The organism is Halopseudomonas bauzanensis (assembly GCF_900114735.1).
GTDB lineage: Bacteria > Pseudomonadota > Gammaproteobacteria > Pseudomonadales > Pseudomonadaceae > Halopseudomonas > Halopseudomonas bauzanensis.
Map to the genome: position 1 here is coordinate 80,608 of NZ_FOUA01000003.1, position 20,216 is coordinate 100,823.

Annotated in this window: 16 protein-coding genes; 5 read left to right on the forward strand and 11 right to left on the reverse strand. The window is 56.9% G+C overall.

Annotation, left to right across the window (positions count from 1 at the left end):
- Positions 1 to 19 precede the first annotated feature (19 nt).
- Complete coding sequence (locus BM267_RS08720; RefSeq protein WP_074779350.1) at positions 20 to 634, forward strand: tyrosine-type recombinase/integrase; 615 nt, start codon at positions 20 to 22, stop codon at positions 632 to 634.
- A gap of 158 nt (positions 635 to 792) precedes the next feature.
- Here BM267_RS08720 and BM267_RS08725 read toward each other — a convergent pair whose 3' ends face one another.
- Genes BM267_RS08725 through BM267_RS08740 form a run of 4 tightly spaced genes read right to left on the reverse strand, consistent with a single transcriptional unit; the run spans position 793 to position 5,189 of the window.
- Positions 793 to 1,974: an SAVED domain-containing protein gene (locus BM267_RS08725; RefSeq protein ID WP_143063049.1), complete on the reverse strand. Its 1,182-nt coding sequence runs from the start codon at positions 1,972 to 1,974 to the stop codon at positions 793 to 795.
- Positions 1,943 to 2,449: a Mov34/MPN/PAD-1 family protein gene (locus BM267_RS08730; protein ID WP_074779354.1), complete on the reverse strand. Its 507-nt coding sequence runs from the start codon at positions 2,447 to 2,449 to the stop codon at positions 1,943 to 1,945. The genes BM267_RS08725 and BM267_RS08730 overlap by 32 nt, the downstream gene beginning before the upstream one ends.
- Positions 2,446 to 4,179: a ThiF family adenylyltransferase gene (locus tag BM267_RS08735; protein WP_074779356.1), complete on the reverse strand. Its 1,734-nt coding sequence runs from the start codon at positions 4,177 to 4,179 to the stop codon at positions 2,446 to 2,448. The genes BM267_RS08730 and BM267_RS08735 overlap by 4 nt, the downstream gene beginning before the upstream one ends.
- Positions 4,176 to 5,189 carry a nucleotidyltransferase domain-containing protein gene (locus BM267_RS08740; RefSeq protein WP_074779359.1) on the reverse strand — a complete coding sequence of 338 codons (1,014 nt, stop codon included), beginning with the start codon at positions 5,187 to 5,189 and terminating at the stop codon, positions 4,176 to 4,178. Before BM267_RS08740 ends, BM267_RS08735 begins: the two co-directional genes overlap by 4 nt.
- A 595-nt stretch (positions 5,190 to 5,784) precedes the next feature.
- Here BM267_RS08740 and BM267_RS08745 point away from each other — a divergent pair.
- The 3 genes from BM267_RS08745 (at position 5,785) to umuC (ending at position 8,287) form a co-directional block, all read left to right on the forward strand.
- A complete protein-coding gene (locus BM267_RS08745; RefSeq protein ID WP_074779739.1) occupies positions 5,785 to 6,399 on the forward strand; it encodes a recombinase family protein in 615 nt (204 codons plus the stop codon).
- A 186-nt stretch (positions 6,400 to 6,585) separates the two neighbouring features.
- The gene (locus BM267_RS08750) at positions 6,586 to 7,023 is read left to right on the forward strand and encodes a LexA family protein (protein WP_074779361.1); all 438 of its coding nucleotides are present in this window, start codon (positions 6,586 to 6,588) and stop codon (positions 7,021 to 7,023) included.
- A complete protein-coding gene (gene umuC, locus BM267_RS08755; RefSeq protein ID WP_074779363.1) occupies positions 7,016 to 8,287 on the forward strand; it encodes a translesion error-prone DNA polymerase V subunit UmuC in 1,272 nt (423 codons plus the stop codon). Before BM267_RS08750 ends, umuC begins: the two co-directional genes overlap by 8 nt.
- 90 nt (positions 8,288 to 8,377) lie before the next feature.
- On the opposite strand, the gene BM267_RS08760 is transcribed toward umuC, so the two are convergent.
- The 4 genes from BM267_RS08760 to BM267_RS08780 form a co-directional block, all read right to left on the reverse strand.
- Positions 8,378 to 11,560, reverse strand: coding sequence for a type I restriction endonuclease subunit R (locus BM267_RS08760; RefSeq protein ID WP_074779365.1), 3,183 nt, complete (start codon positions 11,558 to 11,560; stop codon positions 8,378 to 8,380).
- Entirely contained in the window at positions 11,560 to 12,927 is a 1,368-nt protein-coding gene (locus BM267_RS08765) for a restriction endonuclease subunit S (protein WP_074779366.1), read from the reverse strand. The genes BM267_RS08760 and BM267_RS08765 overlap by 1 nt, the downstream gene beginning before the upstream one ends.
- Positions 12,924 to 13,904, reverse strand: a complete 981-nt coding sequence (locus BM267_RS08770) for an Abi family protein (RefSeq protein WP_074779367.1) — start codon at positions 13,902 to 13,904, stop codon at positions 12,924 to 12,926. The genes BM267_RS08765 and BM267_RS08770 overlap by 4 nt, the downstream gene beginning before the upstream one ends.
- Positions 13,905 to 14,145: 241 nt before the next feature.
- The gene (locus BM267_RS08780) at positions 14,146 to 16,122 is read right to left on the reverse strand and encodes a type I restriction-modification system subunit M (RefSeq protein ID WP_074779370.1); all 1,977 of its coding nucleotides are present in this window, start codon (positions 16,120 to 16,122) and stop codon (positions 14,146 to 14,148) included.
- A gap of 336 nt (positions 16,123 to 16,458) precedes the next feature.
- Between BM267_RS08780 and BM267_RS08785 the strand changes: the two genes are divergently transcribed.
- A complete protein-coding gene (locus BM267_RS08785) occupies positions 16,459 to 16,821 on the forward strand; it encodes a hypothetical protein (protein WP_074779372.1) in 363 nt (120 codons plus the stop codon).
- A gap of 31 nt (positions 16,822 to 16,852) precedes the next feature.
- Here the strand turns inward: BM267_RS08785 and BM267_RS08790 are convergent, their stop codons facing one another.
- The 3 genes from BM267_RS08790 to BM267_RS08800 are packed head-to-tail and all read right to left on the reverse strand — an operon-like array spanning position 16,853 to position 20,216.
- Entirely contained in the window at positions 16,853 to 18,418 is a 1,566-nt protein-coding gene (locus tag BM267_RS08790; protein ID WP_074779374.1) for a conjugal transfer protein TraG N-terminal domain-containing protein, read from the reverse strand.
- The gene (locus tag BM267_RS08795) at positions 18,415 to 18,777 is read right to left on the reverse strand and encodes a hypothetical protein (protein ID WP_044498938.1); all 363 of its coding nucleotides are present in this window, start codon (positions 18,775 to 18,777) and stop codon (positions 18,415 to 18,417) included. Before BM267_RS08795 ends, BM267_RS08790 begins: the two co-directional genes overlap by 4 nt.
- Positions 18,777 to 20,216: a hypothetical protein gene (locus tag BM267_RS08800; protein ID WP_074779376.1), complete on the reverse strand. Its 1,440-nt coding sequence runs from the start codon at positions 20,214 to 20,216 to the stop codon at positions 18,777 to 18,779. The genes BM267_RS08795 and BM267_RS08800 overlap by 1 nt, the downstream gene beginning before the upstream one ends.

The window sequence follows — 20,216 nt, forward strand, 5'->3', positions numbered from 1 at the left end:
ATAACGTGCAGGAAAAGCCATGAACACCAATGTTCCTCGTGAACCCTGGAATAAAGGCAAGCTAGTCGGGCAGAAAGCACCGCTTCGGCTCAGAGATATTTGGTCCATTCGAGTAAGGCTTCAGATTTCGGAGAAAACCCGAGATCTAGCTCTTTTCAATCTGGCCATCGACAGCAAGTTGCGGGCTTGTGATTTGACGAAGCTCAGGGTCCGCGACATAGCCCATGGTATGCAAGTGACGCCCCGGGCCATTGTGATGCAGCAGAAAACTCATCGGCCAGTCCAGTTTGAAATCACTGACCAAACCCGGGCTGCGCTTGAGGCCTGGATACATCAAGCCCAGCTGCGAAATGAGGATTTCCTGTTTCCGAGCAGGCTGCACAGGTCAGATCATCTCTCCACTAGACAATATGCTCGGATCGTCAAGGCTTGGGTAACTTCTATTGATCTTGATCCCGCCATGTACGGCACCCACACGCTTCGACGCACCAAAGCGTCACTGATCTACCGTAGGACCAAGAACCTAAGGGCAGTGCAGCTTTTACTCGGCCACACCAAGCTGGAAAGCACGGTTCGCTATCTGGGAATCGAAGTGGAAGACGCTCTTGATATGGCAGAGCATACTGAAGTTTGATCAGCAATAGCGGCGGCTAAAGCCAGGCCGGTGCTATCCCGCCAGAAGCCGCCGGTGAGGAGCGGCTGCTTTTGGCCGGAAGCAGTCACTCTGAATTGCCCTGGGTTGAGCGCAGCCGCATAACAACTTCCAGCATGATAGCCATATCACTTCGATGTTTATTTTAACTGCAAGGCCCGCTTCCACTCCGGCGCCTGCCATTCCCACACGTAAATTTCCTCAAATGTCTTAGGTAGCAACATTCGACCAATCTCGATGCTCACCGACAACGGGATCGCAGGATATATGTGCACCACACGAGCTCCCGCTCCTGTCAGTCGCTGAAGGAAGCCATCGAACTCACGCCGGAAGCTCAATAGGTGTGCTTCCTTACGTATGATGCCGCGGCTTGGCAACTCAGCACGGAACTCGACGACCTCGCGACCAACAGGAAATGCGACCTTACCTGAGATGCTGACGACCACCGAAACCTCGCGCGGCAGCACTTCTGGCACGTCGTAGATATAGCTGGGCTCGGGGCAGGTCACGCTCTTGTCCCAAAGCCAGCCGTCGTTGGGTAGGTCCATGACGTTGGCACGGGTCTTGTCGCCAATCAGTGCGCCAAGCTTCATCAGCATCGGTATCGGCGCAAATCCGGCAATGGTCAAGTGCGTGTCGCCATTACGGTCGATGAGCGCTGGCTGAATACGTCGATCGTAGTGATCGGTCAAAACCTTTTCCGCTCGTGGCCAGAAGTCCAGATCGTTGTCCTGGAAGTCGAAGTCGCTGCGGTTGATGTGGATATAGCTGTCCAGAGGGAACAGCTTATAGTCGCTGTTCTCCAGCATCGCGAAGTGAATCTGCTCCACGTCGATGTTGGTTACGTGCGGACCAATGGGGAACGTCATCAGAACCGGCAAACTTTCAACCACGCCCGTGGCACAGTAGATACGCTGGATACGAGCTTCATGCTCACGCTTCATGGCTTGAAGCTGCGGCGTGGTGAATTTGTTCTTCCTTCCATGCCGGTCGATACGAGCATGGCAGTCATAGCAAGCCAACATCAGGTTATTGACGTCCTTGGCTAAACGCTCCGACTCGCCCTTCACACCCCGTGCGCCTCCAGGACTGTCCGCTATGATGTGCGCGTGCTCGCCCGTGAAGGCCCTTTCCTTGGTCAAGAAGTCACGCCCCACCGGCTTGCAGCAGCCACGGAATTCACAACGACCTGCAGCCGCTATCCAAAGGTCGCGCCGCACATCTACAGGAATACGAGCGCGGTCCTGAGTTCGAGTTTCTTTCGTCTGAGCAGACGCTTTTACCTTCGCGTTAGCCTGTGCCATTGTTTTCTTCGCTGCCAATCTTCTTCTCCAGCTTCAGCTCTCTAAACGTGCCTCGGCGGCTCAGTGTCCAAATACGGATGCTGCGCGTGCCAATGATGGGAAAAAACAGGCGATCGCCTTCAAACGTATCCCCCGACACAGCCTGCTCCCAGTCACGTCGGTCAATAATGCTGGGCGTTGGATCGAGTTCGGGGTGCGTGTGCCATAGTCCGAGGTACGCTGATGTGCTCCCCTGCTCTAGCCAACGCTGGCGCGCGATGCACTCGTGTGTGGACGATCTGAAAAAACTGAACCTACTGCGGCGATCGCTGCTCTGGGGCGTGGACACCTCGTCGACGACCACGTCTTGTGAGTCCAGTAGGTGGCGACCTAGTAGGACGCCTCCCGCCTCGCAGTGCCACCAGCGTCGCTGTGTGAACGCTTGCATCTTCAGTAAAGCATGCTCGACGATGATGAGCTGCTGGGTCGGCGTGACACGGTAAACCAGCCTCATGCCGAGACTTCTGGCGCACGACAGTGGCGGCACGCGCGGCCAAATACTTGCCGCGTCGCGTCTTCATGAAGAGTTGTGCGAGCGGCCTGAAACCAAGGCGTTGTGCGTAGCCCATGCTCGACAGCGACTCGGCCCTCTCCTACCCAAAAGCGATAGGATGGATCTCGGTCTTGATCGCCAGCGGCTACCGCAGTCATCGCCGAAAGGATGTGCTCGGTCGCAAGCAACCCGGTACGCCTAGCCTGGATGGGGCCGAACGGAACGAAAGCACCAGCACAGCCCGTGAGATTGCGTGTGACGGACTGGTTTGACTCCAGAAAGGACGTGCGCGCAGCTAGGGATGGCAGCCCCTCATCGTCACGATAGACACAGTCTAGGCAGCCTTCACCTTGAGTCCACATCAACACTGAGTGCCCACCCAAGTCCAGAGCTTCCAGCCAAGTAAATACGATAGGCAGGTCAAAACGCTTGTCCTTCAGCACTCGCGAAAATGATCGCTCGATTGACGGCGCACCAAATGCGAGAACGATGCCGTCATATTTGCTGATATCGGCAGTTTTGAGCCAGTTTTGAGCTGTAGCGCAGACCGAAGTGATATTTAGACCCGGGTAACGCCGCTCCAGTGCCAACTTTAGCGCTGCCGTTTTGCTAACGTCGATGAATAGGGGCTCCAGAATGTGCCGAAAAACGTTATCTTCCGAATACTCATCGTGGTCTACCACAGTGATATTGCCAACTCCCGACGCCGCTAGGGTATCGACTACGACACATCCGATGGCTCCTGCACCCAATACGAGCACGTGCTTGCCGAGGAAGTCCTGAGACGCGCCACCCCGCTCGCGCATATAGCTGGGAGTATGTCGACGCATGGTCAACGGCGTGACTGGTGATTTCTCGTCAACTATCCCGCGGTGCGCATCAAAGGTAATACCGACCAACGAGCGACCGCCTGCCTGGCGAGGCACGGAAACCAGCAGGGCCAAGCGTTTGGGCGCGTTCTTAGACGGCCCGAACAGCTCGCCCCATAGCTTCAACTGGCCGGGCGACAAGCGCTGATGAACATCTTCGACAAACTCAGTCGTGAGCATGTCTGGCTGCGCGGGCGGCAATGCCAGCGAGTCGACGTGAAGGTACAAGGCCCGCTGCCCCGCGAGCTTGTTGCTACGCACTTCCCAAGGCAACTCAGCGTCTCGCTCCACGAAGTACCACTTCGGCTGGCCAAGTTTTGAATTCACAAACCCTTTGACCATGCGCGAGGTGCCGTCGACCTCGAAGTAGGCGCGAGAGCGCAGCGACCCCGGCAGGTGCAGCCAGTACCCCTCAAGCTCGTTGAAGAACTCCACGTGGCCAGTGGTTGCATCCACTGCTGAGCGCTCTAGCAGGTGATATGCCTTGAGGATTGTGTGCGCCACAATGTCAGCGCGACGGCCAGGGTCAAGCGACAGTCCCTGGCCGTCGTCAATGCACACTACACCGGTGTAGCTAACATGTGCGAGCGGCTCCTTAGGGGGCAGGGTCCAAACCTTCGGCAGGCGCAACTGCTCCTCGTCGCAATCGACGTACACAGGCCAATTGCGCGTTGCGCCGGTGAGCTCGACCCCTAGGCAATTCGGTGCTGATTCGCCTAGGCGAACAACCTTGATGCCGTGCAAGCCGCAAACGGCCTTGACAGCCTCAAATGCGTCCTCGACCTTCGAGGGGGTGGCCGCTTCGATGGAGGGCTCAGTCATGCCGAGTTCCCGGTGCTGATTACTGCAGGAGAGACAGCCCTTGCTGTCTCGGACTTCTCAGGCACCTTGAAGTCGTCGCCGAACTGCTTTTTCAAGTGTTTGCAGGCATCTTCAGGCAGGTCCTCGTCGTAAGCTTTCTGCAGTGCATCGCGCAGCGCTTCGAGCTTCTCCTTGAAGTTCGTCATCTGTGTGGCCGTTCGCATTGCCATCAGGTCGGAATACGGCTCAACCGGCAAGACGACCTTCAGACGCGGGTGTAGGCCATCGTCCTGACTGAATTCGTAGGTGAATTGGCCCAGCATCGCATTGACCCAATCAAGCATCGCTAGCAAGTCGACCGGCTTGCCGGAGGTACCGAAGCTTGGCTTGAACCAGTGAAATGCAGCCATTGTGAGAGCAATGCTCAGCGGTGCGCCGGTGCTCGGAAACTGAACCTGCCGCCAGCGTTTAAGGTAGCGGATGCAACGGCGGTACTGGGCCAGCTTGGCGGAGTCTTCGAACACACTGCAGACTCGTTTGGTCAGCTCCTTCGGGTCGGAGATCTCCCAAATACGGTGCTCCTCGGCCGAGTTCTCCTTGCCCTTCGCCAAGTAAAGCTCGCCGTCATCGCCTCTGGTGTAGACGGCCAAGTCGACGTGGTATGCAATCTCACCATTGCTAATATAGTTGACGGTCACGCACGGCCGACGGATGACTACGGTGCGAAAGTTCGAATTTACCGCATCGCGCACCTTCTTCTTAAGTGTCACCGGGTCGGGGTATTCATCCTTTGTGCAGTCGAAGATGAGGCCGACGTCGATGTCAAAGTTACCATCCAGCGGCACTACACCGGTGTGCATGGAGTAACTGCCCTGATTGAAGCTGACGAATGATGGCACGTCGTCGCCGAGCTTCTCCCTCAGCGCCGTAACGATGGTATCGCGCTTCTCGCGGAGGGTCGCCTTCTCATCATCCTCGTCGAAACAGATGGCGCTGTGAAAATCCTCGAACTGTTTTTGCACTGACGGCATGCGCCCTCCTAAATGATGGCTTGTGGCTGCGTTGGACAGGTGCTTCTGTGGCTTACCTATACGCTTCAAGATTACGTCCACCCGCACACCAAATCAACATATAGATAATATGGTAGTGAAAAACACAACATAATGTGCATTTAGACTACGAGGAGCACACGTATCCGAACTGCTCAGGGTCGGTGCAATACCCATACTTGATGGCGTTCGTAGTTTCGCAACCGTGGACGCCAGAAACCCTGCAAAATGCAGAGTGTTGAAGTGCTAAGACGGCTCGTGAGCCACGGCTGAAGAACGACCGCTTCTGGCCGATAGCAGCCGGTCATGTACGGCTTGGATCCTCACCAAGTCGTTCAGGGCTGGGGTACGAAGGTTGCTGACCGCTTGTCCTGGGATCTGCGTGCCCCGTTTCCTGAGACAATAAGCGTGCAGGGTTTCTGCATGACGAGGATCGATACCAAGGCTGCACACCCACAAGACAGCCCCACCATCGGTCTGCTGCTGCCTAAAAGCAAGAGCAGGTGGCAGACTATGCAGGCCCAACACATAGGAGCGAGCAGTGACCTCTCAAACACTCAAAATCGCCCGTATCTACATGCGTGTCAGCACAGATTCGCAGGATCTTGAACGCCAAGAAAGCCTCATAGAGACGGCCAAATCTTCCGGCTACTACGTGGCCGGCGTTTATCGAGAAAAGGCCTCCGGAGCCCGGCCAGACCGCCCTGAGCTGTCGCGCATGATATCCGATCTGCAATCTGGCGAAGTTGTCGTTGCCGAGAAGATTGACCGGATAAGTCGCTTACCCCTGCCCGAGGCAGAGCTCCTGGTGGCCTCTATCCGTGCCAAAGGTGCCCGGCTTGCTGTGCCTGGTGTAGTCGACCTCACCGATCTGGCGGCAGAATCAAAAGGGGTGGCCAAGGTGGTGCTGGAATCCGTTCAGGATATGCTCCTGAAACTGGCATTGCAGATAGCCCATGACGACTATGAAGACAGGCGTGAGCGCCAGCGGCAGGGAATTGAGTTGGCGAGGAAGGCTGGTAAATACGCTGGCCGAAAGACCAACCATGACATTCACAACCGCATCATCGCACTGCGTTCGGCAGGTCACAGCATTGCAGCGACTGCCAAGCTGGCCGGGTGCAGCGAGAGCCAGGTCAAGCGAGTATGGGCGATGCATCGCAGCTCTGCTCGCCCGAGCAGCGACCGCTAGCCAGTCATCGCAATCAAGTTGGACTTTGGAGCGGAGCATGCAGTCCGACGAGCCCGCGGCGATTTCCTGGCTGCACGAAATTGCGCGGGCGGACCACGCATACCCACCTCCCCCGCTTGATTTCAATTGACGACCGCATGCCACAGGAATACTGTGTTTATATACAGCAACCCCGTGGCAAGAAACATGAACACTGCAATCATTTTAGGCCCGCTCGGTCAGTCGTCCACTGAGCTGCCTTTCTACTCCTACCGTGTACCAGCCGGGTTCCCGAGCCCGGCACAGGATCACATGGAGCAGGCTTTATCGCTCGATGAGTTACTGGATATCCACGCGCCTCACATGTATCTGGTGCGGGCTATTGGCAGCAGCATGATCCAGGCCGGTATTTTCGATGGCGATATTTTGGTGGTTAGCCGTGGCCGGACGGCAGCGCATAACGATATCGTTATTGCGGCCGTCAATGGCGAGACCTGCGTCAAACGACTGAGCAAGCAGGGCGAATCAGTCGTGTTGCTGTCCGAAAACACGAAATTCCCGCCCCGCTATATCATGGAAGGTGATGAGCTGATGATCTGGGGCGTGGTCGTGGCCAGCCTGCGCAGGCATGCAGTCCATGGTTGAGCGTGCCATCGCGCTCATCGACTGCAACAGCTTTTATGCAAGCTGCGAGCGCGTGTTCCGGCCTGACCTGCAACGCACCCCCATTGTCGTCTTGAGCAATAACGACGGCTGCGTCATTGCCCGCAGCGCCGATGCCAAACCATTCATAAAAATGGGCGAGCCTTATCACCAGGTCAAAGACACGCTCCAGCGCCATGGCATCCTCGCATTCAGTAGCAACTACGCACTCTATGGCGACATGAGCCAGCGGGTAATGACGGTTATTGAAGGTATGGTGCCGGAGCTGGAGGTCTATAGCATCGACGAAGCATTCGCCGACCTGACTGGCATCCTGGACCACGAGCGCACCTGCCGGAACATACGGGCGCAGGTTCTACAAAAGACTGGTATCCCAACTGGAATAGGTATCGCTCCGACCAAGACCCTAGCCAAGCTAGCAAATGCAGCAGCGAAGAAATGGCAGACCCAGACCGGAGGAGTGGTGAGCATCTGCGACCCGATCCGCCGCGATAAGCTACTAAAGGTCATGCCGGTAAGTGAGGTTTGGGGTGTCGGCCGCAAGCTGACCGGTCACCTCGAAGCGATGGACATTAAAACAGCCTGGGATCTGGCTAAAGCTGACGCATGGACATTACGTAAGCAATTCAGCGTGGTACTGGAGAAGACTGCCCGTGAGCTGTGCGGTACGCCTTGCCTGGAATTGGAGGTAGCTCCTACTGCGAAACAGGAAATTTGCAGCTCCCGCGCGTTCGGCAAACGTCTTTATGAAATAGAGCCCATCCGGGAGGCTGTAGCGACCTACGTTACCCGGGCATGCGAGAAACTGCGCGCCCAAGGCTCGCTTTGCAGAAAAGTACGCATCAGCATCAGAACCGGCATGTTCAACCCCGATGAAGCCAAGTTTGCCCGAGGCATTGTTTGTCACCTGCCGTTCCCCACCGATGATACGCGGTTGGTTATCAAGGCCGCTCAGAAAGGCTTGGAATCAGTATTTCAGTCAGGGTATGCCTATGCCAAGGCAGAAATCCTGCTCCTTGATTTGTGCCAGCGAGGGGAGTTTACCGATGATCTTTTCGCCGCTGAGCAGCCGGTGGAAGCAGAGCGGGTGATGAGCGTGCTGGATCAGATCAATGCCCGCTGGGGTAAAGGGACCTTGCGGCCTGCCCGGGTGCCGGTGGAGCCTGGGTGGGGGATGCGGCGGGAGTTGATGAGCCCGGGGTATACGACGAGGTGGGATCAGCTTTTCAATGTGTGGTGCCGTTAAAACAACAATCGGGCGCCTAACCAACACTGGTCTCGGCGCCATGATCCTGTTCGTCTCTCTGCTATGAACGGCCGCAATTTGTGCCTGTGCCTACCGTGGTGACAGTCCAGCCTGCTGAGTCAGCATCTTCAAAATCACCAACGCAAACGCCCGGCTCTTTGTCTCGTTATCCAGCACCTCCAGCGACAGCTTCTCGTGGTCGGTCATGGCGTCCAGCACGGTATCCAGCACCCGCTTGGGGAACAGGCCATGCATTACCTGATCGACCGAGTGATTGTTGACCTGGGCCATCACATCCTCCTGGCGGCTGATGCGGTTGGCGATGCCGGTGAGGAACTGCAGCTGGTCTTCATCGCTGACCTCGGCACCGAAGATCTCGTTCAGTGCCTCGATGATCTCGGACAAGCGTTTCTTTTCCGGGTCATGGGCCTTGCCGCTGCCGACCCCAGTGAGCGGATCGAGCGTGTAATCGCCACCCTCGTTATCCAGCCGCAGCTTATGCTCGGCCCGCTTGGTCAGGCGGTAATGACTCAATTGCAGCTCACCCAGATCCACTTCCTCTTCCAGCAGCCGGTCAGCCCGCAGTAGCGGATGCAGGTGCTTGGCATACACGCAGAGTTGTTCCAGCTCGCGGTCTTCGTACGGGATGATCTGTGACAGAAACTCGTACAATCGTACGAAGCTCTGCAGGTTCTTGCGGAACAGGTCGAGCTGATCAATCTGCTCCCCCGCTTCCTTCAGTGCATGTTCGGCGTTTTTCAGGCCGGCACTGTCACCGTTGGCTTCGGCGGTGCGCTTGTAGTCCAGCGCTTGCTGTCGGGCCTCGACGCTGAAGGCATAGCGTTTGGCAAACCGCTCCCGGGCGGGCGCGCAGTAATAGCTGAGTTTGCTGGCCGCTGCCTTGGGATCAAAGAAAGCAAAAGCAAAGGCTTCGACTTCTGACCAGTAATAGACACCCTCGGCGTCCAGCTTCTTCTGCAGATCGTAGATGAGCTGCGGGTCGGTGACGTCGGTCAGTTCCGCTCTGGTGTAGTACGGCAGAAAGGCGTCGAGAATATCCTGAGCGTCATTGAAGAAGTCGAGAATGAACGCCTGTTTGCCGGGGAATATGCGGTTCAGCCGCGACAGGGTCTGCACACAGTCCACGCCTTGTAGCTTCTTGTCTACGTACATGGCACACAACTTGGGCTGATCGAAGCCGGTCTGGTATTTGTTGGCGGCGATCATCACGTTGAAGTCTTGAGTGTCGAAGGCATCCGCCAGATCACGTCCGTTCAGGCCCTGGTTGAGCAGACTGCTACCTTCGGTCACTTCCTCCGGGATCACCCCATCAGGCAGTACGCTACCGGAGAACGCCACCAGCGGGTGCACATCGGTGTAACCCATCTGCTTGACGTAGGCCATCATCGCCAATTGGTAGCGCACAGCCTCCTGCCGGCTGCTGGTGACCACCATGGCCTTGGCCTGACCATCGAGCAGGTGGCGGATGTTGGCGCGGAAGTGCTCGACGATCACCTCAACCTTCTGGCTGATGTTGTACGGATGCAGACGCACCCAGCGGGCGAGTTTCTGCCTCGCTTTCTTTGAGTCCACTTCATCGTCGTCGCCATCCGGGTGGGCGATTTTCCAGGCGGTGCTATAGGTGGTGTAGTTCTGCAGCACATCGAGAATGAAGCCTTCCTCAATGGCCTGGCGCATGGAGTACAGATGAAAAGCCTCAGGTTTGTTGTCAGGGCCACGTGGCTGAGCTGGATCTGGCTCGCGACCGAACAGCTCCAGGGTCTTGGCCTTGGGTGTGGCGGTAAAGGCGTAATAGCTGATGCGCTCGGTGGGTGCCCGTGCGGCCACGGCGGCGTCCAGCAACTCTTCGGCGCTGATCTCTTCCGCATCCGGGGCATCACTGCCGAGAATCTGCTTCAGCTTGCTGGCCGATGAGCCGGTCTGCGAGGAGTGCGCCTCGTCAGCGATCACCGCATAGCGCCCGCTGGCCAGCTGCGGGTACTTGTCCAATGCATCGAACAGTGCCGGGAAGGTCTGGATGGTGACAATGATGATGCGCGTCTGCTCGGCCAGCGCCTCGGCCAACTGCTCGGATTTGCTCTGGTTGCCAATATCCCGGGTGATGCACTTGACCACGCCCTGGGCGTGTTCGAACTGGTAGATGGTGTCCTGAAGCTGCTTGTCCAGCACGGTGCGGTCGGTAATCACAATCACTGAGTTGAACAGCTTCTGACCGTCACCATCGTACAGGGCCGCCAGTTGATGCGCGGTCCAGGCAATGGAGTTGGACTTGCCGGAACCGGCGCTGTGCTGGATCAGGTAACGCTGGCCGGGGCCTTCGGCGCGGGTGGTGTCGATCAGCTGATTAACCACATCCCACTGGTGATAGCGCGGAAAGATCATGGTCTCTCGGGTGATCTTCTTGCCGTCGAAATCCTCCTTCACAGTCTTCTGCAAGTGCAGAAAGCGCCCCAGCACCTTGAGCCAGGCATCCGGCTGGAACAGCTGGTTCCACAAGTAGCCGGTCGCGTACTGACTGTCGTCCGGTGGTGGCGGGTTACCGGCGCCGCCATCCAGGCTGCCCAGGTTGAATGGCAGAAAGAAGGTGTCCTTGCCATCCAGCTTGGTGGTCATCGCGACCTCGCTCTGCCCAACAGCGAAATGCACCAGCGCGCCGCGCTTGAAGCTCAGCAGAGGCTCCGGTTTACGGGTCAGCGGGTCTTTTATCGGGCGGTCATAACGGTACTGACGCTTGGCGTTTTCCACGCTCTGCTTGAACTCGCTTTTCAGCTCCAGCGTGGCAGTGGGGATGCCGTTGACGAACAACACCAGATCCAGACGCGGGTTGTAGCTTTGGCCACTGCTGCCGGCCTCACGGGCATTCGGCGAGTACGACACCTCCGGCACCACGCGCAGGCGGTTGCACTGGTAGCGATTGAGGGTGTCCGGGTTCATGCCGTGGTCGGGTTTGAAGCTGCAGGTCTCGATCTTCACCCCCGGTAGTTTGAAACCATGGCGCAGTACATCCAGGGTGCCGCTCTGATCCAGCTCACGCACCAGCCTCTGCACCAGCACGCCGTCTGGGTTGTTCGGGTTGGCTTTGGCAAACTTCTCCCAGCGTTCTGGCCAGGCGTCTTTGAAGTAGCCGAGAAAATCCTCGGTATACAGGGCTGTGGCGCGGTCGTAGCCGCTGCCCGGGCCGGTAAGCCAGCCTTGGGCGGTCATGGCGGTGATGATGTCTTGTTGGAATTGGGCTTCCTTGCTGTCTGCCATTACACGACCTCTGCTACGGCTGATTCGGGGGCTTGGGTGCTGGCCGGTGGCTGCCAGCCGCGTACGTCGATTTTGCCGGTGACGGCGGCGGAGATCAGGGCGGAGCGGCGTTCAGATAGGAGTCTGATTTGCTCTGAAGCAATCTGGCTAAGAGAGTCAAACTTGTCTTCCATCATCTCAATAAAATCAACAATTTCTTCTTGTTCTACTAATGATGGAAACGGCATTGAGATCCGACCAAGCTCGTCAAAATAAAGACGTAGGCGCATCTCCATAATTCCACGAGACCAGCGCTTAAACTCTTGCTGCGCTGGCTTTCCTCTAAAAATGTAGTGGTAAAACTTCGGTGAAAGGCACCGGGTGGGCCTGAGTATGTCGTAAGCAGGACTTGTTACCCCGTCGTAATCTGAATACCCAACCGCTCCCATCCAAGCTAACAGCTTGTTAACAATGATATCTCCCCTTTTTACCCGCCAATATCCATCTGTTGTAGAGGCCTTGTTTCCTTTCTGCTCCAAATCCTTGCGTGGCCTAACTCCAATTTCGGTATAAACGGAAAGCAACTCAAAGTCGTTGTCGTCAGGAGCTGGGTCAGTAACCATCCTGAAAAATCGCTTGGTAGCCAATACTTCCCAATGCTGTGGCACCTCACCCAGCCACTCCACGCCAGAGTCTTTCATCGGCACCGACGGGTCGAGGCCTTTGGTGACGGCGTGGGAGATAACGGCCTGGCGCTTTTCCTTGAGCAGTTCGATCAGGCGCTGCTGCTCTTCGATCAGCGCGTCGATGCGGGCGGTTTCGTGGTCGAGGAAGCGGGCGATTTGGGTTTGTTCGACTCGCGTAGGAAAGCAAAAACGCTCCTGCAAGTAGGACTCGGCATCAAGATTCTGGATACCAGTAACTTGCTTTACCGAAGGGTAGTTAACCCGGCCTTGGTAAAGATTGCCGAAGGCATAACAAAGAAACTGGCTATCGAATTCCGCTAGCGGTCGCATTCTCGCCACGAAGTTTGAAGTGATAGCGTCAAACTCATGTGTGAACAAAACGACGCAACCAACCAGCGTTTTTTCTCCGCCTCCAGACTTCTCAATCAGCAAATCACCTGATTTGATCAGTCGCGACTGTCTTTCTTTAGGCGTGATGCTTCTGTAGGTCAGCTTATCTAGCCCAACAGTGGAAAAAGAGCGCTCGAAGTCAGCAACCCGAATGACCGCAATGTCATTCTCGCCGTCAGGCTCATCACCCCACAAGCCGTTTACGCACCCATCCACCGTACGTTTGAGCGAGTAAACTGACCAATTTTGCGGCACCTCGCCCAGCCACTCAACGCCAGAATCCTTGTATGCCGGATAGTTTGGAAAACTCATGTCCTCTCTCCCTCACGCGCATTCTTTACCGCCTCGCGCCAAAACGGCTCAGTATCCCAATGTCCGGGGAATCCCATATGAGGGCGGGATACTTGCGGGTACTGATCCAGCAAGGCCACCAAGCGCTCAGTCCACTGGCTGGTAGGTGACACTATCTGCATCAAAGTTTCGATGACCACCAGTTGCAGGTAAAGCCTGCGACGAGGGTCAAGCCGTTGCTCAGGAGATTCATGTGAGCCTGTTTCGATACGATCCGGAATGTTTGGCCATCCGACCGGGGCCTTGCGGGGCATTTCAGGGCGGCTGCCGAACTCGCGATTCCAGACTCGTCCGTGATGGGCGCAGGTGTTGCGTAAATCTGAGAGGCTGCGGAACCATGAGCGCAATACCGGCATCTTTAAACCAAAGTTGCGCTCAATACGCTGGGTATCCTCGGGCAGCCGCAGCTGTGAGAACAGCGTCGACACCTCTTTGAACGTCAGTAGTTCCACTGCCATCCAGATGGGGGGTTGATGGGGGGCAGCGTGATATTTCCGCCGGTAATGAGCAAGGAAAGCCTCCAGCTCACGCGCCTGGCCTGCCCGCTCCAGTTTATCCAGAAGCCAGCAATGGTTGTAGCGGGTATCAAAAATAGCCGCATTCAGATAACCATGGGGACCATGATGTTCGGCAAGGGTATTGCCCAGCTGAGCACGCAGCGCGATTTCTATTCGCTCGATGGCATCCAACAGAAGTAGACGCAGTTCCCGATCAAACACATACAACTGCAACACGTCATCAAAGTGAGTGTTCTGCAGAAACAGGTGGTCCGTTGAACCCGGCTGGTAGAAAGGCCGCGTATAGGCGGAAAACCGGAAATAACTGATATTGGCAAGGTAGTGGCGGGCACGGACTTCGTCGTCGATGACCAGCCCGCGACTGCGAAGCGTAGCAATTTGCTCATCAATGCTATGGGCGGGCTTGTGGTAACCACTCATTCGCGGCCCCCAGAAACAAAAAACCCGCCAAAGTGTGCTTCCGAGAGAGGCATGGCGGGTGTATTGCTGACAAAGGTAGGCAAAAGGAGGGCACATGTCAACTGTCGCAACAACGCCGCGATTTCGGCGTTCGCACTGACCAACAGTGACAGCGGTGCTGACACTTTCTCTGCCGCGAGCGCAAATAGTCTCACCACTGGTGCGACTATTAAGCACTTCCATACCGGCTGGTTCTCTAAACTCATGCCGACAGCCCCTCAATCATCTGCTTGATACGGTCAGTACAGGCTTTCAAGTCGCGGTCGATTTCTTCCAGCGGACGTGGTGGCTGGAACACATAGAAGTGGCGATTGAAGGGAATCTCGAAGCCGACGATGCCGACTTCGCCGTCCAAAGCGTCGGTCTTACTCTCGTCGATCCAGGCATCGGGCACATGGGGTTTAACTTCACGCTCGAAGTAGTCGTACACCGACTCACCCAGCGGCACGTTCTCGTTGTCGCGCAGGCCACTGTCGGCTTCTGGCTTGCCCTTAACCATGCAGATATCCGCCTCGGGGTCTCGCTCGCTCAGGGCATTGAGCAACGCCTTGAGTTCCGGTGTGCCGGGGAAGACGTCATGGTTGTTCAAGGTCTTTTTCAGCAACTTGCTGAACTGCTCGCGGTTGCGGTGCAGCAGACTAGCGTCCATAGACCGCAGCGCGGCAAGCAACCGCTCCTGTGCGGGAGCATCCAGCTTCTGGATGGCCTTTTCCTCCAACACTTTTTCGATGCGCTCGGGGCTGGTCTGGAAGTTCAGCTGCAGCGGGCGTTCCACGGTGATGCGACGGTAACCGAAGGCGTCGATAGGGAAGATCTTGCTCTGCGGGGTTTCCTCAAAGCGGCCGTAGAGCCGCACCAGTTCGTCGATCTGTTCGTCGGTGAGGTACTGGCGCTTGCTGCCCAGAGACTTGCGCATCTTGGCAAAATGCTGGCTGCCGTCGATCAGCTGCACCTTGCCCTTGCGCTCGGCGGCCTTGTGGTTGGACAGCACCCACACATAAGTGGCGATGCCGGTGTTGTAGAACATGTCGGTGGGCAACGCGACTATGGCTTCGACCAGATCGTTCTGCAGCAGGTAGCGGCGGATCTCCGACTCGCCGGAGCCGGCTCCACCGGTAAACAGCGGCGAGCCGTTGAGGATGATACCGATGCGCGAGCCGCCTTCACGGGTATCACGCATCTTGCTGACCAGATGCAGCAGGAACAGCAGGGAGCCGTCAGATACCCGCGGCAGGCCCGGGCCAAAGCGGCCGTCGAAACCCTTCTGCTTGTGCTCATCGGTGATCTGCTTCTGCACTTTCTTCCACTCCACACCGAACGGCGGGTTGCTGAGCATGAAGTCGAAGCGGTTCTCGGCCAGTTGGTCATCGGCCAGGGTGTTGCCGAGCTTGATGTTGGTAACGTCCTGGCCCTTGATCAGCATGTCCGCCTTACAGATAGCGTAGGACTCGGGGTTCAGTTCCTGACCGTGCAGCGATACGGTGACCTTGTCGCTGATGGACTGAATGTATTCATCGCCCTCAGAGAGAAAACCGCCCGTCCCGGCTGTTGGATCATATATGGTGACGATGTTGTTGGGCTTGAGCTTATCGTCCTGGCCGGTGATCACCAGCGAGGTGGTCAGGTGCACGATGTCACGCGGAGTGAAGTGCTCCCCGGCGGTTTCGTTGGAGCTTTCGGCGAACCTGCGGATCAACTCTTCAAAGATGATGCCCATGCCGAAGTTGCTGATGCGTCCGGGGCTCAGATCCGTGGCGGCGAAGCGTTGCACCACCTGATACAGCAGGTCAGCGTTGGCCAGCTGCTGAACGAAGTTCTCGAACTCGAAATGCTCGAAGATCTCACGACCATCCTTGCTGAAGGACTGCACATAGCTCATCAGGTCTTCGCTGGTCTGGGTGTCAGACAGCGTCGCCATGCTCAACGGCGAGGCGTTGAAGAACTGCTGGCCGGAGGCACGCAGTAGAAGACGCTCACGGACCAGGTCGGGCTTGTTACTGTGCTCCTGCGCCTGGGCCAACACCGTGGCCTTGCTCGGCTCCAGTACACATTCCATGCGCCGCAGCAGCGTGAACGGCAGAATGATGCGGCCATACTGGGACTGCTTGAAGTCGCCGCGCAGCAGATCGGCAATAGACCAGAGAAAGGCGGCCGTCTGGGAATGATTTTCCGTGTTCACGCAACAACTCCTAGCTGGGTGGTAAAAGCGAACACTTTAACCCGTGAGAGCCGGTAGGTCAGCCTTATGTAAACTAATGTCCCCATCCGCCAGCATTTCAGATGGCGCTGCCAACCCTGGGCGGATGGGTTGTAATGATCTTTTTGTCCTCACCCTTTAGGCTTCCTGTAATGAACCTTTTCAGGTAAGCCCCTTATCCCTTGTTCTTCCCTTCCCTTATTGCCTTTTGCGCCTTTTGAGGTCCAGCCATCCGAGCTAACCACCGATCGTTTGGACGCCTGAAGCTTTGGCTGCTACCTTTTGGATAATAATGCCCGTAAAGCTCTGGAGAAGGATATGGCCTTCAACATTTACGGCGAGCCCATTCCTGACCTCGCTGCTACCAGTCCCCCAGCGGAGCTGCCACAGCGCGCCGATGGGCAGCCATGCAATATTTTCGGGGAAATCATTGATGATGCTCAGGCCGTTGCAGAGAAAAACCGGCTGCTGCCTGCGACACCCAAGCGGATGCTGCTGACCCAAAGCTCTGTCGATTCAGTCTTAGCGGGCCTTGGTGCATTTGCTAGTCTGATTGCCGCTTCCGGTGACTCTCTAGACATTGCACTTGAAGACCGGGCTCGCGGTTTCTGCCTCGATTACGTTGATCACGATGGTGAGATTAACGGACCTGGAGAGCCTGCATACTTCCTGGACGACTGACTTCATCTCATCGTGCAATGATTCCAAGCTGTTACCGCATTCTTCCCTTGGTCGCTGCGCTGGCTACTGCGCTTGAAGCTGAATCGCCTGCTGTTTTTGTGCTTTCCGCACCCTTGCCCAACTGTTGGCCGAACTGACTGCCCGCTTTAAACCCAGCCCACGCCATTACTGCCATCCAGATCATCGGCAACAGCAAGAACATCGCCCATTCAATCATGACCAACAACGATTTGTCGTACAGGTTGACCAGCCCAAATGCCGTTTCCAGCGCACCTGTGGTTGAAGCGCCGCCACTGTACAGCATGGTAATCAGGTTATTGCTCAGCCACCTGGCCAGTTCCCACCAGAAGGTCAGAAACCAGATGGCAAACAGTCCGAAGGTCGCTGTGCCAGCGACAGTCAAGCTGTAGCCGGACATGACCATGATCAAGGGCAAAGGGATAATCACCGCCATAATCAGGACTGCCTGGACCATAGGCAACGCCATCTTCAGCATATCCATACCGGCTTTTCCTTTGGCCACGTACACGCCGCCGCCTACGCTTCCTACCATGCCAGAAGCGACACCTGTTACTGCATCAATGGCATTCTCCACTCGACCGCCACCGCCGATATCCCGATAGCCTGCCACCGGTCGCAGGTGCCTGCCGTTAGCCGCCCCTTCCCGGGGGCTGACCATACGCCTGATGACGGCCTCTTCGGCAGAGGCGTGCACCCCTACCGCAGCTTGGATACTCGTCCACAAGCTGGGATTGACCTCATCATATAGGCGCTGGCGCAAACCATGGACGCTGTCTGACCACCATTCCGAGCAACTGGGGTAGCCGGGCTGTCCCGGGCCGGTATTGCTTCTGGCAGAATCACGCGCCTCGACATACGGGAAGCCCTGGATAGGTCGAGGCGCATAGAATGAGTCGTATAAGCCAGGCGTATTCAGCAAGTGCTGAGAGCCCAACCATGCGGTGTCCTTGGCCAGAGCGCGGTCCATGTTGGGTTGTTCTCTGAACAGTTTGTTACGCGCAGCGCCGTAACATGCCAGCTGAAACTCGCTGACTTCTAGCTGTAGCACCTGATCCTCGATCTCCTGCAGATCGACTTCGGTAGCGATCGACTGCCAGTCAGGTGTACAAGGGATTGCCGCGACAGCTGTATTGGTCAGCCCCTTTGACAGGATGTGCACAAACGCCCACCAGAGCGGAATGCTTGCGGTTTGTCCGGCCATCGAATTTAGCGTAGCGCTGCCCCATTCACCTTCCCCGACCACCGCGACGGAGCAGACGTTTCCGCTATCGTCGAGCCGAGGAATGTTGTTGGCTGGGTTGATTGAGACATCGAGCAGGGGCAAGCACGTAAATGCGTAACACAACACCATGGCATACAGCCCGGTCTCAATCCGGTTGATTGCCACCTTACCCCGGTTGCCTTCGTCATCACCTTCCCGGCGTGCACGGAACCATTCAGAGACCATCATGGCAATAAAGGGCACTGCTGCCAGCCCGGTCATCATCAAGGTATTCCACAGGGAGTTGTTGACGATCCAGGCCAACAGCAGCAAGGGCGCTTCCATGTAATCGGTGACAACCAGGTTGGCGTTCATGTGTGGCCCCATGCTGCATACAGGTTGTACATCTCAACGACCACGGCGAGCATTACGACGGCGCACTCCAGGCGATGTAACCGAGCCAGGCTTTCAGCCCCACCATCCGCATCCTCCTTTAACCATCGCACGACCCGCTTGCGCAGTTGGCCCATCCACGCCAGTACCAGCAGGGCGTACATCAATAAGCGCCAGGCTAGAAAGGCGGGGGCAGCTGACTTAAGTAGCTGCCCATAACCGTCGATTCCGCCGGCCATCCGCGACCCCAGGTACACCATCATCAAGCCAACGGTAAGCATGACCAGAGTTGCAATGGTCGCAACCAGGGTCAGGCGCTTGAAGTTACCTTTGTGACTCATCAGGGAGTTCCCGGGCTGGGTTTAGGCCGGCCACGACTATCGAGCAGCGAATCAGGCGAGAATGTTTCTGCTTGGCTGGCACCCTCTGATCTGCCAGCTGCGCGCTCAAGCGCGATCATGGCTGTGTTGTTTGCCATCGCAGTACGGATCTCCAGTTCTGTCTTGAGGGCGTCGATATCCCGATCCAGCGAGTCGAACTTTTGGTTCAGCGCCGGCGCGATGGGTGACTGCACGCTGGCCGAAACCTCGGCTATTGCTGGTTCAGTCATTCCGGCCAGTAACGTGCGCCGGGCCCACATGGCTTTGATCAAGGTACGTGACAGTGCCATTTCGCTTGCCAGCCGGTGAGCCAGCAGCTCCGAGTCCGGGTCCGCCCGGATCGCTTCGATGACGCCGCGGGAAACAGCTAAGCCCTCACCACCTGATACCTGTCGCAGGTTCTCGGGGTTGATCTCCAGGGACCCGGCAAGCAGCTGGGTCAGAATATCCAGGATGTTTTGCTGTTCTTCCTCCAGATCCTTGATCAGACCAGTCCCGGCACGGCCCGCTCCGCGCTCGCAGTTATCACAGGTCTGCAGCCGTGTTTCGCCAATAACCTTGGTAATCCAGATCGCTGCATCTTCAGGAGTGCCCCATAAAGTACACATGCCACCCCGGCAGACCCCGGTAGCCGTCGCCACGCTACCTGCCTGGCTGCCACCACCAGGCCAAGAGCCGCTGTTGGTGGGTGCAGCTCCCCAGCCGGTGCCTCCACCGCTGATCGGCTGGGTTTCCAAAGAGCTACGCTCATGCAGCAAGTTATAACCAGCCACCACAACATCGGTGACGACATTGATCGGCTCCTGCCCCTGGCCACCGCGCTTGCTGCCTCCCACCCAAGTAACGCCGTCATTACCGGCCGTTTGCTCCACCTGTGCCTGAGCCTGGACGGGGTCACGAGTGCTCGCTGCCGCATTTGACCAGGCCTCACCCGCAGCGACCTGCTGCAATCTTGAGCCCATCATCCAGTCGCCCATCTGGCCGGCCATGCTCTGGCATGACAGCTTGCCGCGGTCAAAGTCCAGCCTGCCCTGCAACACCCCGTTGCTCAGCAGCTCATACAGCTGTGGGTAGGAACGCTGGATGATCATGGCCGGCAGCGATGCAACGGCCCCCTGGGCGTTCTGAATCACGTTGCCCATCAGATTCTGGAAAGTATTGGTCACGCCATTGAGTGAATTTGATACCGAGTATCCGAGATCAAAGTTGCCGCATGATGCGTCCATGTTCCAACGCACCCCCATGTTGACCAAGGCGGGCGACTGAGGGATGCCGGAGGACGCGGCAATGGAAATCGGGTTGGCACCACCAATGCGGTAGTAGACCTCATCCGCTGCGCTGACAGTCAGGCATGGGGCCAGTAGCGCTATCGCGCAGAACAGGGTTATTCGGCGCTTCAT